The sequence below is a fragment of the Ruegeria sp. HKCCSP346 genome, assembly GCF_017872595.1.
Lineage (GTDB): Bacteria > Pseudomonadota > Alphaproteobacteria > Rhodobacterales > Rhodobacteraceae > Ruegeria.
This window is the reverse complement of record NZ_JAEDOT010000004.1, coordinates 304512-319860: the sequence shown is the minus strand read 5'-3', so window position 1 is coordinate 319860 and position 15349 is coordinate 304512. Positions and strand designations below refer to the sequence as shown.

15 protein-coding genes and 1 tRNA gene are annotated in these 15349 nt (G+C 56.8%); 11 read left to right on the top strand and 5 right to left on the bottom strand.

All coding sequences use genetic code 11. From position 1 onward, the window contains the following. Positions 1 to 406: 406 nt before the first annotated feature. Positions 407 to 910, bottom strand: a complete 504-nt coding sequence (locus I9185_RS14480; protein WP_171638636.1) for a hypothetical protein — start codon at positions 908 to 910, stop codon at positions 407 to 409. Between the two features lie 404 nt (positions 911 to 1314). Between I9185_RS14480 and I9185_RS14475 the strand changes: the two genes are divergently transcribed. Then, a tRNA-Ser gene (locus I9185_RS14475) sits at positions 1315 to 1404 on the top strand. 305 nt (positions 1405 to 1709) lie between these two features. On the opposite strand, the gene mgtE is transcribed toward I9185_RS14475, so the two are convergent. Further along, positions 1710 to 3074, bottom strand: coding sequence for a magnesium transporter (mgtE, locus tag I9185_RS14470; protein WP_210093388.1), 1365 nt, complete (start codon positions 3072 to 3074; stop codon positions 1710 to 1712). Between the two features lie 120 nt (positions 3075 to 3194). Here mgtE and I9185_RS14465 point away from each other — a divergent pair, with 120 nt between their 5' ends. The 4 genes from I9185_RS14465 to I9185_RS14450 are packed head-to-tail and all read left to right on the top strand — an operon-like array spanning position 3195 to position 5897. Further along, entirely contained in the window at positions 3195 to 3449 is a 255-nt protein-coding gene (locus I9185_RS14465) for a hypothetical protein (RefSeq protein WP_245223572.1), read from the top strand. Between the two features lie 5 nt (positions 3450 to 3454). Continuing rightward, positions 3455 to 3955 carry a RimK/LysX family protein gene (locus I9185_RS14460; RefSeq protein WP_171724338.1) on the top strand — a complete coding sequence of 167 codons (501 nt, stop codon included), beginning with the start codon at positions 3455 to 3457 and terminating at the stop codon, positions 3953 to 3955. Further along, entirely contained in the window at positions 3952 to 4857 is a 906-nt protein-coding gene (rimK, locus tag I9185_RS14455) for a 30S ribosomal protein S6--L-glutamate ligase (protein ID WP_171638640.1), read from the top strand. The genes I9185_RS14460 and rimK overlap by 4 nt, the downstream gene beginning before the upstream one ends. Before the next feature lie 5 nt (positions 4858 to 4862). Beyond that, positions 4863 to 5897 carry a succinylglutamate desuccinylase/aspartoacylase family protein gene (locus I9185_RS14450; RefSeq protein ID WP_210093387.1) on the top strand — a complete coding sequence of 345 codons (1035 nt, stop codon included), beginning with the start codon at positions 4863 to 4865 and terminating at the stop codon, positions 5895 to 5897. A 47-nt stretch (positions 5898 to 5944) separates the two neighbouring features. Here I9185_RS14450 and I9185_RS14445 read toward each other — a convergent pair whose 3' ends face one another. Beyond that, positions 5945 to 6310, bottom strand: a complete 366-nt coding sequence (locus I9185_RS14445; protein WP_210093386.1) for a hypothetical protein — start codon at positions 6308 to 6310, stop codon at positions 5945 to 5947. Positions 6311 to 6328: 18 nt separating this feature from the next. Then, a complete protein-coding gene (locus I9185_RS14440; protein WP_171169366.1) occupies positions 6329 to 6577 on the bottom strand; it encodes a hypothetical protein in 249 nt (82 codons plus the stop codon). A gap of 255 nt (positions 6578 to 6832) precedes the next feature. On the opposite strand from I9185_RS14440, the gene I9185_RS14435 reads away from it, so the two are divergent. From I9185_RS14435 to I9185_RS14420, 4 genes are all read left to right on the top strand, one after another. Next, complete coding sequence (locus I9185_RS14435) at positions 6833 to 7684, top strand: LysR family transcriptional regulator (protein WP_209834763.1); 852 nt, start codon at positions 6833 to 6835, stop codon at positions 7682 to 7684. Positions 7685 to 7823: 139 nt separating this feature from the next. Then, complete coding sequence (locus I9185_RS14430) at positions 7824 to 8438, top strand: Rid family hydrolase (protein WP_210093385.1); 615 nt, start codon at positions 7824 to 7826, stop codon at positions 8436 to 8438. A 547-nt stretch (positions 8439 to 8985) separates the two neighbouring features. Beyond that, positions 8986 to 10965, top strand: coding sequence for a hypothetical protein (locus I9185_RS14425; RefSeq protein ID WP_210093384.1), 1980 nt, complete (start codon positions 8986 to 8988; stop codon positions 10963 to 10965). A gap of 148 nt (positions 10966 to 11113) precedes the next feature. Beyond that, positions 11114 to 12361 (top strand): hypothetical protein, encoded by a 1248-nt coding sequence (locus tag I9185_RS14420; RefSeq protein WP_171635129.1) that lies wholly within the window; start codon positions 11114 to 11116, stop codon positions 12359 to 12361. A gap of 7 nt (positions 12362 to 12368) precedes the next feature. Here the strand turns inward: I9185_RS14420 and I9185_RS14415 are convergent, their stop codons facing one another. After that, positions 12369 to 13310 carry a YcaO-like family protein gene (locus I9185_RS14415; protein WP_171635128.1) on the bottom strand — a complete coding sequence of 314 codons (942 nt, stop codon included), beginning with the start codon at positions 13308 to 13310 and terminating at the stop codon, positions 12369 to 12371. A 68-nt stretch (positions 13311 to 13378) separates the two neighbouring features. Here I9185_RS14415 and I9185_RS14410 point away from each other — a divergent pair, with 68 nt between their 5' ends. Together I9185_RS14410 and I9185_RS14405 are read left to right on the top strand one after the other, a co-directional pair. Next, complete coding sequence (locus I9185_RS14410) at positions 13379 to 13690, top strand: hypothetical protein (protein WP_171171326.1); 312 nt, start codon at positions 13379 to 13381, stop codon at positions 13688 to 13690. A gap of 33 nt (positions 13691 to 13723) precedes the next feature. After that, positions 13724 to 15343, top strand: a complete 1620-nt coding sequence (locus I9185_RS14405) for a hypothetical protein (protein WP_210093383.1) — start codon at positions 13724 to 13726, stop codon at positions 15341 to 15343. Positions 15344 to 15349 lie beyond the last annotated feature (6 nt).

The following is a 15349-nucleotide window of genomic DNA, read 5'->3' as shown; positions in this document are numbered from 1 at the left end:
CTCGTCAGGCTCATAACCTGAAGGTCGTAGGTTCAAATCCTACTCCCGCAACCAAAATAAATCACTTGATTACAGCTTTTTACCCGCCGCCCCAAGGCGGTGTTTCTATTTGTGCCGATACCGCTGGAAGCACTGTGGAAGCAAGCGGGCGTACTTAAGGTTGTGCTTTCGGGGTACGCTGTAACCGTCGCGTCATAGGGACCATCGGAGCTGTGCCAGAGCTCCTTCACCGGACGGTCACGTTCTTATTGATGGATTGCGCCAAACATAATCGAGACCCCGATCACATAACGAGGCGTTCTGAGGAGCCCGCTCCGACCGGTTTTGAGATCAAAAAGCAGTTCATAGCAGAGGCGGAAGAGGTCAGGTCAGCCGGTCTAGTATGCCAGCTGACTTTGAGAACAAATCAATCAACTTCCGGCAGCCAGAACCCACCACGTTCCCAACGGTAGACGCGGTCAACCAATTTCGACGGGCAACAATTTGGATCACCGTCAGCGAAGTCTTTTCCGACGATATGCATTCGGTTAGACGCGAGCGCTTCTATTGATATCAATCCGCGCGCAGGTATACCTACAAATTCAATTTCCGCCGTTGCCCACATGTCGACATGGGCCGCCGAAGGCCGGTATTCCGGAACACGTACTACGACCGGCGTGAATGCGCTTGTTCCAGCCCCACCTGCGCATCCGACATCTACAACCGGAAACGCAATATATGTAGTGACGTCAAAATCGTCAGTGCCAAGTTCCGCAAGCAAAGATTGTGCGGCTTCTGGATCCGCGCAGCCTACAGCGTCAACAAAACTACCTACTTTCTCGTTAATAATAGCCTCTCTGTCAGCATCCATTGCCATCGCATTCGACATGACCAATGCCATCGCTCCAGCGGATGCGAGAAATTTCTTCATTCTGTGCCCTTCTTGGATTTATTAACCACACCGCTCTTAATAAAGGCGAGGGTGGTCGTAAAGTGAGCCATTATTCGTTTGCATTGCCCTGCGCTGCCGCCGCTGCCCGGAGGAAATGTAATCTAATCGAAACAAGAGAGCTTCTTCGCTTTCAGAATGCGATCTCTCAATCGACGCAGCAATGCAGAATGGGGATTCGATGTGCCCTGTCGGTTCAAACCAGGCGGTTCGGTGGTTTAACGTTGGAGAACGCCCCGGAAAAATTCTCCAATTCTGGCCGATGATTCATTTAAGTTGGCGCCTTTTACCGTGATTTCAACGGGTTCAGCAATTTTGTCAGAGAGAGGCACAAATCATATTTTTCGCCTTGTATTCCCGTCGCTTGCAAGGATATACCCGTCGGCGGAGACGTGGCCGAGTGGTCGAAGGCGCTCCCCTGCTAAGGGAGTAGGCGGGAAACCGTCTCGAGGGTTCGAATCCCTTCGTCTCCGCCATCAACCTATTTTAGACAATTGACGTGGTGCGTATAACGTTCCATTTAGTTTTTATTAATAGGCGTTTACCGACTCACAGCATCATCGTGAATTTTACTGGTTACACCTAGTGTTATTCAATAAGTGGCATTTAAATGTCTGCGCTAAGCGCAAAGCTGACAAAGAAGCTGGTAGAGAATCTGGGTCCGGGTCGGCATAGCGACGGCTCTGGTTTGCACCTTGTTGTTGATCCATCGCGTGCGCGGCGTTGGATAGTACGCGTACCAGTCACCCGACCGAACTGATGGTTCGGGTGCGGGAAAGCGTCAAACCAGAAGTGGCATCATTGCGGTTGCAAGGCTCAGGACGAGGAAGAACCCCGCCATGTCGGTTATAGTCGTCAGTAAAGGGCCGCTGGCGACAGCAGGGTCCTGACCGATGCGCTTCAACAGCAATGGTAGAACACCGCCAATGGACACGGCGACGACGGTGTTGAGCGCAAGCGCTCCACCAATCACCAGCCCCAAAAACGGGTTGCCTTTCCACACCCAGGCAACGAGGCCGATCAGAAGCCCCAGAACGAACCCGTTGATCACCCCGACCGACACTTCTTTGAACCAGACACGCATGGCGTCGATGGGCCGGACAAGGCCGAGGGACAACTCGCGCATGCTGACGGCGACGGCCTGATTGCCCGAGCAGCCGCTCATGTCGGACACCATCGGCAAGAACACTGCAAGCGCGATCACCGCGGCAAGGGTTTGTTCATACGCGGCGATTACGCTGGCCGCGATCACATTGAGAACAATGTTGGCCGAAAGCCATTGAAGCCGTCGCCTCGCACGAAGCGGCAGTGGCATCGACCGAAGCTCATCGCCGAAGACACCCTGGCGTTTCAGGCTGGCCGATTCCGCACGTTCCAAAAGGGCTTCATCAACGGCAGACCGCGAGACAACGCCCACCAGGTGCCCGTCTGCTTCCACGACCGGTAATCCAAGAAACGGGTGTTCATCGAACAAGTCTTCCAGTTTCTCCAGCGGCATGTTGGCTGGGACGGTAATTGGGGGCACCATGATATCGGTCAAACGCGCGCTTCGGCGTGTGGACACGAGGCTGCGCAATGAGACCACGCCAATTGGGGCACCATTCGAATCCAGCACATAGGGATGCTGACCCCGATAGCGTTCAAGGTCGTATTCTTCGTTGGCGAACCGCCGTAGAACTTTCCCAACTGTATCGGTTTCGGAGAACGTGAAGGCTTCGGCAACCATGAGGCCGCCCGCGACATTATCCTCGTATTCCACCAGCCGACGAACATCTGCGGCGTCCTCAGGATCCATCCGGGTAAGGATTGCTTCCGCATCTGCGTCTTCAAGCTCTCCGATGACATCGGCCTGAACATCAGAAGCCAGCTCTTCGATGACTTCTGCGGCCTGCTCCGACTCCATGCGCTCGACAAGATCGACCGCCATCGCGTTCGGCGCCTCTTCGACAAGTTCGGCAGCCAGTTCCGGTGGCAGCAAAGACAGTACGGCACTCCGCTGCTCTACTGGCAGATTGAGCAGTTCACGCAGGGCATCGCTCAACGGAAGCGGATCAAGCAGCCGTGCGAGTTCAGCGCCGTCACGCTCTGCCAGGGCTTGCTGCAACTGCGTTTCCAGTTCCCTCGGGATAGTATCTGTGTCGCTCATATTCGATTCTTTGATGTGAATTCTGGAGAATGTAGGACTTTTAGCAGATTTTTTTTTACCTATAGACAAATTTTAATTGCCGATATAGAAAAAGTCATGCTTGAAAATGACTGGATATCCATGACCGCCGTACGCCTCGCCGAGCTTTACGATCAGGACTTTGGCGGCAAGCCGAATGGACGTTATCGAATACCGGACAAGCTCGTGCGCCGGATTGCAGGGCGCAGGCGATTGTACGAAACAGACATCCGTGCACTTTCGGTTGCACTTTTTGAACTTGGGTACGTGTTAATCGACATGGATACGTTCTATGTCGTGATGGGCGCCAATTCGTTTGTGAACTACAGACGTGCCAACGATGACTGCATAGAGTAGATGCTATGGTGAAGCGTGTCTCATACCCAGAAATCATAGGTTGGCGTGAACGCATCAGCCTGCCCGACTTCGGAATAGAGAATATCCCGGCCAAGATAGACACTGGCGCAAGAACCGCTGCGCTCCATGCAGTGGACCAGACCGTATTTGAGATTGACGGCGAGCGATGGGTCGAGTTCATGATACCAGTCCAAAACCGCCGTTCACCAAACCGGGTTCGAACCAGGGTTGTCGACGAACGCGAGATCAAGAACACAGGTGGTGTCCCCGAACGTCGACTGATCGTGAGAACGCAGCTTTTGCTTGGGCGGCATCGCTGGCAGATCGACGTTTCGCTGGCCAACCGTGCGAAGATGGAATTTGATCTGATCCTTGGCCGCACCGCCATTCGCAGGCGGGGAATTCTTGTCGATCCGGGTCACTCCTATCTGCTGGGTTCCGGAAAAGCTCCAACTGGGATCAAAAGAAAAGCCACACGCAACGACCCGGAAGGACAACGCCAATGAAATTTGTCATGCTGGCCCGCAATCCAGAACTTTACTCCCATCGTCGTCTGAAAGAAGCCGCCGAGCAGCGCGGCCACGAGCTTGATATCGTGAACACGCTGCGCTGCTACATGAACATCGCTTCACGCCGACCCGAGGTCTACTATGACGGTAAGAAGCTTGGGCGTTATGACGCGGTGATCCCCCGGATCGGAGCATCGGTCACATTCTATGGGCTGGCCGTGCTGCGACAGTTCGAGATCATGGGGGTCTTTCCGCTCAACGAGTCAGTGGCGATTGGCAGATCTCGCGACAAGTTGCGTTCCATGCAACTCATGGCGCGGGACGGCATTGGCCTGCCTGTCACCACGTTCGCTCATGATCCTAAGCAAACCGACGAAGTTCTCAAACTCGCGGGGGACGCTCCTCTGGTGGTCAAGCTTCTGGAGGGTACGCAGGGCATCGGGGTGGTTCTTGCCGACTCAAACCGCTCGGCAAAATCCGTGGTCGAGGCATTTCGCGGCGCGAAAGTTAACATCATGGTACAGGAGTTCATCAAGGAAGCGGGCGGTACAGATATTCGTGCGCTTGTGGTTGGTGGCCGCGTTATCGCGGCGATGCAGCGGAAGGGAGCCGAAGGAGAGTTCCGATCCAACCTGCACCGGGGCGGAAGCGCCCAGCCCATCAAGATTTCACCCGAGGAACGCTCTACCGCTGTGCGTGCAGCCAAGACGATGGGGCTGAATGTCTGCGGCGTAGATATGCTGCGCGCCAATCATGGGGCGGTTGTCATGGAGGTGAATTCCTCACCCGGACTTGAAGGGGTGGAAAAGGCAACTGGCATTGATGTTGCAGGCAAGATCATCGAGTTTCTTGAAAAGAACGCCACCAAGGGAAATACCAAGACCAGAGGGCGCGGATAACAGCCATGCGCGAGCCATTTGAAATCGGCGGTTTCACCGTCCCGGCAGGCGCGCGGGCTACGCTGGACCTGCCGGTGAGCGTGATGTCCGATCATACGCCGGTCAGCATGTCAGTGCATGTGGTTCATGGCCGCCGCCCAGGGCCGGTCCTGTTTGTCAGCGCGGCGATTCATGGCGATGAGGTGATTGGCGTCGAAATCGCACGGCGATTGCTACGGGCCCCTCAACTCGAAAAGATCGCGGGCACGTTGCTGGTTGTGCCAATCGTGAACGCGTTCGGCTTCATGACACAATCGAGATACCTTCCGGACAGGCGCGACCTGAACCGGTCGTTTCCCGGCAGCGAGGGCGGATCATTGGCGGGCCGCCTCGCACATATCTTTATGACCGAAATTGTTGAGCGCTCCGACCTCGGTATCGATCTTCATTCTGCCGCGATCCACCGCACCAACCTGCCTCAAATTCGAGTTTCTCCGGCCTCGGATGCGACGATTAGATACGCCGATGCGTTCGGTGCACCGGTCGTCATGATTTCCAAGCTGCGCGACGGGTCCCTGCGAAAAGCGGCACAAGAGCGAGGTGTCGATGTGCTGCTGTTCGAAGGGGGAGAAGGGCTGCGTTTCGACGAACTTTCGGCCCGGGCGGGTCTTGCAGGTATTCTTCGGGTTATGAACGCGATGGGCATGGTCGCCAGGCGTGGCATCGCTACCGTGCGTGAGGCGCCGGTTCACGCACGGACGAGTTCCTGGGTGCGCGCTCCGGTCGGCGGTTTGCTTAGAACGTTCAAGGCAGCGGGCGAATATGTGGAGGTCGGCGACTTGCTTGGCCGGATCTCGGACCCGTTTGGCGAAGTAAGAAAGGACGTTCTTGGAGAAACGGACGGCATCATTGTGGGCCGTACCAATTTGCCATTTGTGCACGAGGGCGACGCGTTGTTTCATATCGCCAAAACGACGAGCGCAGATGTTGAAATGCGGATCGACATGATCGCCAATCAGCTCGACGGTGATCCAATGTTCGATGAGGACGAGATCATTTAGGTGGCCTGAATGTGGGGGCGCGGGGCAGTTTCCCACCCCGCGCCGGTTTACGAGATTGCACGCAATCCGCGGCTTGCCATTACCTCCCATGCGGCGAGCGCGATCAGCGCCGATCCCGTTAGCCATGCATTGGCCGTTGCCACAATATGGCCGGTGAAATTCAGCGCTGTTGGTGCGACGATCAGCGAAATCCCCAGTGCCGATACCGGAGTCACCCGTGCGAGAAGGTGGCTCCGACCGTCAGCGCCGGACATGACCAGAACACCAATGCCAATTGCCATGAAGGCGAGAGCTTCAAGTTCAGCCATGCCCTGCAAAAGAGTTTCCTCACGAAACAGGACAAAGGGGGACAAAACCAACCAGATACCCATCGCGGCAAGCAGCCTTTTTTGAGGCAGGATTGGCTTCCTCATAACCGTGACAACCTTTGCTTACTGATCCCCTGTGGGACCAGGGAGAAGCTCTGCATCAACGGCGGCAACCAATTCGTCGTCATTGATGAAACCATCGGCATTTGCGTCGATCTCCAGGAAGAGATCATCCGAGACTTCAGGATACTTGGTCTGAAGCTCTGCCAGCGACGCCAGGCCATCCCCGTCCATGTCAAGATCAGCGGGCATGGCGAACGCCGGAACAGCAAACAGTGAAGAGAGCAGAGCAACAACAGAAACTCGACTCATTTTGTTATCTCCATGAGAAAATGGGCTTCTTGCCCATTGTGGGGTTGGTGCAGCGCTCCGGTGTCGGTGGCGTTTCTACAGGTTTCAGATTGCAACGGTTCCTCAGATCGAGATCTCCACTACAAACGAGAATTTTGATTGGCGTTCCGATCTGGCGGGGCACCTTCGCGCTACTTAGAGAATATGGCACACACGTATCTTATTGAATAACGAATTTTTTGCGCAGATAATATCGGATATTCGAATAGGTGACCGATGGATATTGAACTTGCTCGAACTTTCCTCGCCGTGGTGGAAACTGGAACCTTTCTCGACGCAGCCAACAAGGTTCACGTCACACAATCGACAGTGAGCATGAGAATCAGAACTCTCGAGCAACAGCTTGGTCAGCCGGTGTTCCAACGTGGTAAGTCGGGTGCAACCTTGACCATTGCCGGGCGACATTTCCTCAAACACGCTCAGGTTCTGGTGCGCACCTGGACACAGGCAAAGCTGGACGCTGGTCTTCCCGCCTCCATGGCCGCAGCGCTGGAAATCGGCGCGGCGCCGAGCCTTTGGGACGGGTATCTCATAAACGCCTTACCAGAGTTGATGGCAGCGTTGCCGAACGTTGCCGTCAGAGCCTCGGCGGCCTCCTCCGAAGCGATGGCTCGAGAGATCGAGGAGGGCAGCCTCGACCTCGCCGTCATGTACCGTCCGCGGAACGCCTCGGGCTTGTCCGCACTTCAACTTTTTGAGGATGAGTTTGTACTTGTCAGCAGCGGCCCTGACGCCGAACCCGCCGCACTGGGAAGCGCTTACATCCTGATAGATTGGGGCCCGGAGTTCCGCGCCGACCATTTGCTGAACTTTCCAGAGCTTGACGCACCGCGCCTTCAGCTGGGCATCGGAACCTTAGGCCTGCAGTATCTGAAATCTGTTCCCGCAGCTGGCTACTTCCCCAGGCGCGTGATCGAAACGGAACTTCAGGACGGGTGGCTCACGCTGATCGAGGCAGCACCAAGGTTTGCTTATGCGGCCTATGCGGTGTTTGATGAGAGCGAGGTGGATGGGTTCCCGGGTCAGGCCGCGCGACGGCTTCGCAGCTTCGCGGATTCCATGGGTTAAATTGCCAACTGGTCAGAAACGACGTTTCACGAACTCGATTCCGGGAGAGATTTACTCAACAAACCAGTCCAGACTGAGATCACACATTGCAAGAGAGTTAGCAATGAAGGGGCGGCAACTCGTCTCTAATGGAAACCCTGTGGAGGAAATCGTCGGCTTCAGCCGGGCGGTTCGGGTTGGATCGTTCATCGCTGTCGGGGGCACCGCGCCAGTAGATGTGAACGGCAAGACGCTAGGCATCGGTGACGTCTATGCCCAGCCCAAGCAGTGTTTCGAGATCATCAAGGCCGCTCTCGAACATGTCGGGTCCGGCCTGCAGGACATCGAGCTAACCCGTGTTATCCTGACGGACATCAACAACTGGAAGGACGCGATCGAGGCCCGCAAACTGTACTGCCGCGACGCTCGACGCGATCTCGCTGCCAGCGCCCGCGCCCCGGGCATGCACTGCTATGAGTGGATCGAAGCGTCGACGCAATCCATGCCCCTCGACGACGGCGAGTTCGATCTGGCTTTCTGCCATCACGGCCTGCAGCTCTTTCCGGACAAGACAGCGACCCTCAGCGAAATCCGCAGAGCGCTGAAGCCCGGTGCATTGTTGGTTGTGACGTGCTGGAAAGCCATCACACCCCTTTTCGCGCCAAACCAGTTAGATCATGCTCATGCTGCGAAGGGAAAAGCAGATGAGAAACACCATCACAGGGTCGGTCGAAGAGAAAGATCCAGATTTGCGACCGAATGTCCGCTTCTGTAACGCTTGAGTGGTGACCCTGCGGTCGCATCGAACTTCCGCTTCCCGCCAAAAACGACAATTGTTGCGCTCGTTACCTAAGTCGTCTTTGGGGCTTGGAGCGGTCGTTTGCTGAACTCTGCTTGAGTGTCTGCTTTAGTGTTTTACCGACATCCTGTGATATGACACTGTGCGCGATGCCTGGCTCGAAATCGAACTTAGTGTGGTATATATCTCGGTATTATTTCTTTTTACCTAAATTTAACAGTATCTTGCAGGCTTAGTTATACTGGCTTCGTCTCCGCCATCCAACTTTCTTTTTCTTTCCGTCCGGTGGAATGCGGCTCGAAGCTGGCTGGGCCCGTGATATCCTGTCTTGCATTGGATTCCGAAATTTCTCGAAAGATCGGAATGCAGCGGCGGGGCCTGGTGTCCAGCGCGATCGAAGCCTTTTCTACCCTGGACATTCTCAAAGTGTTGCAGAACAGGGCAAAAAGCCTGTCGGAATGACCGGTCACGATCCGGTAACGGCGCTGTGCGAATCGTTGTCCCCGTCGATCGGGAGAGCAACATGCCGCAACATATCATTCCGTCTGAACCCTGGCAGGACCTGGAAAAGCCCAATCGTGGATTGAACCGGGATCAGTGCCTTTCGAACGCGCCGATTGGTGCCAGAGACGGGGCAGCCGCCGAACATAACGGCGAAGCAGACCTGTTTGCCGGGACTTGGCCCACGAGCTTTTCGAAGGGCTTGCGGCATGACGAAAACGGTATCGTCGACGCGCAGGTTTATACCGAGTTTCTGGAAGAAGTGGCTGACCCAACCGGCACCGACAATCATGGAAACAGGCTGACGCTGTTTGACACGCCAGCCTATTCCGGGCCCTTCCGCACCGCGCCATCAGAGGGTGGTGAATTTAGATGGCGTGCGTGGGAAGGGCCGATCCTGGGTCATCGGTTGGGGTTCAATGGATTGGACGCCGGCGGTTTGGGTATCGCTCCGGCGCCCAGGCTTGGGTCAGATGAACTGGCGGCAGAGATGGCCGAACTCTATGCGATGGCCTGTCTGCGGGATGTGCCCTTCGAAACCATTCGGGATGGTGCCGAGGGAACCGACAAGGTGCTTGGCGCCCTGGGCCGGTTGGAGTGGTTCCGCAAAGACGGTCGCCCAAAGGATGCCAGCGGTGCCGAGATCGGGAAAGTACCGGCGGCGCGCCAGGATCGAGATGGCGAAGGTCTGTCTTCGCGAACTTTGTTCCGCGGCTCGAGCCAAGGCTGTTCGGAAGGGCCTTACATGTCGCAGTTCCTTTTGCAGGGGTACGGCCCGCTGACGTCAGACGCGGCGCATGTGCAAGGGCGGTGGTTGGAAAAAACAACAACACCAGGGACAATGCCGTTTGGTTCATTTCGGCTTGACCAAAGGGTTGTACCTCAGGCTGTTGGCGTGGACTATTTGCGGGACTGGGCCGAGTGGCTGGACGTTCAGAACGGGGCGGACGCGACCGGCGAACAAGCCTTTGAGGCCTGTGGCCCGAAGTTTATTGAAACACCTCGCGACCTTGCTACCTATGTGCATTTCGACTCGATCTATCAGGCTTTTTTCAATGCCTGCCTGTTGATGTTGGGCAGAGGGTTTCAAGCAGATGACGGTCTGCCCGATGTTTGGAATTCCCGTGCGGAGGATAGTGGGGCCCATTGGGGCGGATCACACGCGCTGTCAATGCTGGCAGAAACCGCGACCAGGGCAATGCGGTCCGTGCGACGCCAGACCTTTCAGGTGCACAACCGCGCCCGCCCTGAAAAGCTGGGCAGCGTTGCAACCTTGGTGGCGAATGGTCATGGCGCGGTGCTTGGGGCTGCGGAACCGTTTGCCGCAGCCCATCTTGAGAAATTGGAAAGCGCCGCCTGCGAAGATTTCAGTCTTGTGGAAGCCATTGCCGCCGCGCCGGCCACCAAGCGGTTCGCCCACAACGCGGTTTCTCATAAAGGGCTGCCACAAATCGATCGCAACCTGCTTTTGCCTGTTGCTTATCCCGAGGGCTCGCCAATGCAGCCGTCCTACGGGGCGGCGCATGGCGCAGTTGCCGGGGCGTGCGCGACGCTGCTCAAGGCGTTCTTCAGAACACATGCGCTGGACGGGTCCAGGGTAACTTTGGCAGAGGCGGGTATGGAGCGCGTCTTTGTTCCGGCTCCGGGTGGCAGGACATTGGTTGAGTCCGTGCAGCCAGAGGACAACGCAGCGAAGCTTACGCTGAATGGCGAGCTGAACAAGTTGGCTGCGAATATCGCGATCGGGCGCAATTTTGCAGGGGTACATTTCTACAGCGACTATTTCGACAGTATCCGAATGGGTGAACGCGTTGCGGTGGGCATTCTGGCCGAACAGATGGCGAATTTCCGGGGGGCCGCGAAAATGTCGCTTGAAACATTTGATGGAGATCGCCTCAACATCGTTGGCGGTCGTTCTTGCGGTAGCGAAATCCACATTGTGAACAGTACGCCCGAATTGTGGTGGACCCGTCATTTGCCTGAACAGGCGGGGTGGGCATGATGAAGCTATCAGGCCCCATGACAGGTCGATTTCCATGATGCTTCCTTGTTCGTCACCGGTGGCGATCGCCCTGTCGGAATTGAAACCCCGCGGGCATCGACCTCTGACTTTCCATTCTAGTGTCTCTGAAGCCCAACGGTGTTCTTTGATGTCTGTATTCCAATCGCCGGGACTTGCTGATCAAGGCGTGAACGAAGCCACCCGGTCAGCGTGGAATTCAAGCATTCAGAACATATTCGACGTGCAAGGTGTCAGCCCGTTTCTGGTCATGGATCCGCGTGACATAGAGGCGGGCCAGCCTTCGAATGGGTTCAGATGGCGCGCCGATCCCCGGGAACCGCGGGACTGTCTGGGCGATGAGCTGGCGGCGCGCGTGTGTGACCAAGGCTGGCCCGGCAGGGTTGAGCTGCACAATGAATATCTTGAATACACGTTGGTAATGCGACCCGATGCCGGTGGCAGACTGCGCCCGAAGCGTTTTGTGGCCACTACCGAGTTTGTGGAGTGGTGGCAGTTCATGGCGGTGTTCGATCTAGATCACTTCCTGTCGGTGGTCGCATCGGTGACCGGGCGCTTCTACTCCTGCACGGACCTGCTTGAAGTCTCACGGTCGGTATGGACATCGATGGATGTGTCCGAGCGTGCGGCCCGCTTTCACAAAAGGCTGGTGGGCAATGATGACGCGCATCCGCCGGAACATCCGTTGAATATCCAGCATGCCCTGTTTCTGGCCAAGGGCTCGAACCGTTTGACCGATCTGATCCAGACCATGCATTTTTCTTCCTTCCCGTATCTCGTGAAGGACGGCGAGAGCAGGCGGCGCGCCCGGCTTGAAGAAGTTCTTGATTTCGCGAACCGGCAGGATCTGTACTGCGGGCATGCAGGGATCCGCCTGGTGAGCGATACGCTTGAACTGGCCGCGGGGAACTGTGGCAAGTCACCGGCGGGCCGGGCGATGGCATTCTCAGATCCGCTTGGGCTGTATATTCAGGCATTCCATACATCAGAACTGTTTGTGGGTGCGGGCGGGGTGCCTCGGGGCTGGGTCCGGTTCAGGCGCGGTGCGCCGGGAATGCACATGCGACTTGAATTCGGACCTGCCGACGACGATCCCCGGTTTCTGGATGATATCACGCTGGGAACAGGCCCTTCGGCGCGCCCTGTCTCGGGCTATGCTCTGGCCAGCCTGATCGAGGTCGGACCGATGATCACAGTTGCCGCCAGGCCGCGCGTGATCACCCGTGTCGAATTTGTTGAAATTCCGCATGTTGATCCGGGGCGGGTTGTCCGCAGCCTGCCCGAGACCGAACGTTGCGGGCAGCTTTTGGAATTCGCGGACCGTTGCAAGGCAAAGACCAACGGCGACACGACACGCTTTCGCAGAGACGGATCCTGACAGGTGCTCAAACTGCTACGGCTTTGACCACCGGAAGGGGAATTTCAGGTGCCGTCATGTCAAAAACCGCAACCGGACGACCGAGGGCACGGCTTGCCGCTGTCAATACCGTCGTCAGCGACGGGTTCGGGCTGTCCCACGCCTGCACGTCGTACAACCGCGTCGGAGCAACAGGCCGGTCATTCTGCGCGCCACGATAAAGCCGGAACAGACGGGCCTGTTCGGCATCCATGCCGTGATCCGTTACACCGTTGTGTTCAAGCATCACCATGTTGCGCCAAGACACCACCGCCTCGGATGCTGCGTGCCATATGCCCTGCGCCAGATTTGCGGAAAGCGCCGATCCATAGGTCGGCCTGCCGCCATCCGCATCTGCGCAGACCGCGCGCAGCAGAAGGCCGACGCCCGGAACTTCGAGGATGTGAAGGCTCAGTTGCCGCAGCTGGACGTGCAGCCACTGCGTCAAATCACGGGGCAGGACCGTGTCCGGCGCCAGGTGGTCAAACCCCTGCGATCCAAGAGCGTGTTCCAAACACTCCAGCGCCGCCCACAGCGCAGCGGCTTCATGTGTCGGGCCAGTCGCGGCACCTTTCGAAGTGACCTTTCCGTCACTGCCTGGAACACCCAGTGCAAGCGCGTCGTTTGGCATCACATGGGATGCGCCATCCGACGCAATCAGGCTTTCGCGGGTTTGTGGTGCTTCGGCACTGTATTGCAAGGCATAGCGCTCAATCGCTTCGAACCCGGCCAGCCGCGCCGCCTCTTCCGGTGTACGGCCGGTGCCGAAAGACACGCGATGGCCCATCCCGCCCTTGGGCGGCAGAGCTCCGTCGCGCAGCTCGATCAAGCGAAAAGCCGCGTGGATCGGCGCAGCTTTCGGGAATTCGGCAAACGAGGGTTTGGAAATTAGCCGAGCAGTTTCAGCGCGTTCAATCAACGTGTCGGTCATTTTCATTTCCGGATAAGCATATAACGGGGTATACAAGCGGGCATTGTTGTTTGAGAAGGAGATTTTACATGGCTCGTTTGACAATCAACCCGAATTATTCGTTGAAAGACTTGGGGTGCGAAGTTCTGAATGCCGCGCGCGGCCGTGCGCTGGGGTCGCAAGATGATCAGGACGCGGCGGAACGCAAAATTCAAGAAATCCTCGCGGACAGTGGTAACCCTGAGGTCAGGTTTGTCTATGATACCAAGGATCTGGTTCATATCGTTGTTCCGGACCTGAGTGACAAAAAGCCGGATCCGAACCCCGATCACGAGTCATGGTGCTGCAAACTGGCCTATGAAGCGATGGGTGGTATCGTCATATTTGGATGCAGCGGTTAACGACAACCCCCGAACGTTTCTTGAGGGCTGTAAGTGACTGAGGCAATAACCAAGGTTTTTTTGACCGGACCGTTTCAGATTATCCGTGACGACGGTCAGGATGTGACGCCTCGGGGCACCAAAGCGAAAGCTCTTCTTGCTTTGGTGCTTCTGTCAAAAAACGCGATACGCAGCAGGGCTTGGTTGCAGGACAAGCTCTGGAGCGAGAGTTCGCCCGCACAAGGCGCGGCGTCGCTGCGCAAAGAGCTGAGTGTTCTCAGCAAGCACTTTTCCAAGCACAAACTTGATTTTCTTGAAGTCACACGTGAAACGGTGTCGATCAATCTGACAGCTGTCGAGGTTGATCTTTTTGACGAGCAGCTAAGTTCCGATCGGGCTGAATTGCTTGAAGGGTTGGACGTTGCCGACCCCGAGTTCGAGGCGTGGCTGACGGTTGAACGGCAGGCCTATTGGGACATCGATACAGACTCAGACGGACCGGTTCTGGTTGGCCGCGGTTTGCCGGTGCATTGGGGGCGCTTGCGTCCAGCGGTTGTGGTTGAGCCTTTTGAGGTTGTCGGGGAAACGCCGGATATCAGCATTGCTGCCTCCTCCATACGAGACGAACTCATGTTTCTTCTGGGCACAATGTCCGACGTGATCGAACTGCGTGACGCGCGCAGGCAGGAAGGCGCGGTTGAAGGTTATGTTCTCAGCGGCAGCGTGGTTGGCGCGGAAGGTCTGCGGGTGGCCGCTCAATTGACGTCAACCGCGGATCAGGTGTGCCTTTGGACACAGCGGTTCCGCTTTCGTGCGAAGGAAACATTCGACGCGGTCGAAGAAATCGCCATGAAGGTTGTCGAGGCGCTCCAACTGCGATTGCGTGACGGGTATTGGTCAGAAATCTGGTCTGGTCGTGCCACTTCGACCGAGGCCTGGTCTGCGTTCCAGAAAGCGCGCATATTGGAAAGTCAGGCAACGGAAGACGGGTTGCAGGATGCCATCCGTCAATACCGCGCCTGTCTCGAGTTTGACCCCGGATACCTGCCGGCCCGTGTGGCGATCGGTTTCTGTCATTTGGACATGATCCGCCTGGGCATGGATGCAAACCCGGCCGAGACGCTGGCAATGGTCGAGGCCGAATGCAAACAGTTGCGCACTCTGAACCCGACTGACCCGTATTGCTCGGCCCTCCATGCTTTTACCCACAGTGTTGCCGGCAACACGTCAGAGGCTTGCAGCTTGATGCTTGCCGTCGTGGAACGTTTCAGCGGAAGCCCGGAACTGTTGGGATATTACGGCATCCTGTTGGTGTATGATGACCGGGCCGAAGAAGGCGTTTTGGTCTGCAAGAAAGCGTTGGCGTTGACGCCGCATCCGCCCATTTGGATCGAAGCAAATCTGGCAATCGCAATGATGATAACCGGGGACAAGGCCGCGTGGCAGCATGCCTATAACGTGTTGCGGGTTGACCCCGGACGCGTTCGCCCCAGGGTCGTACTGTGCATGCTGTCCGTCGCCGCCGGGAACCATTCCCTGGCGCGTCGACATGCCCGGCAGATTCTGGAATTGCAGCCGGGCTTTACGGCCGAACGCTGGGCCTGGCCCGGCTGTTTCAAGAACCGGCAACACTACGAGAAAGGCGTGCGGCTGTTGTCGGCGGCTGGTCTGTGACGGGTC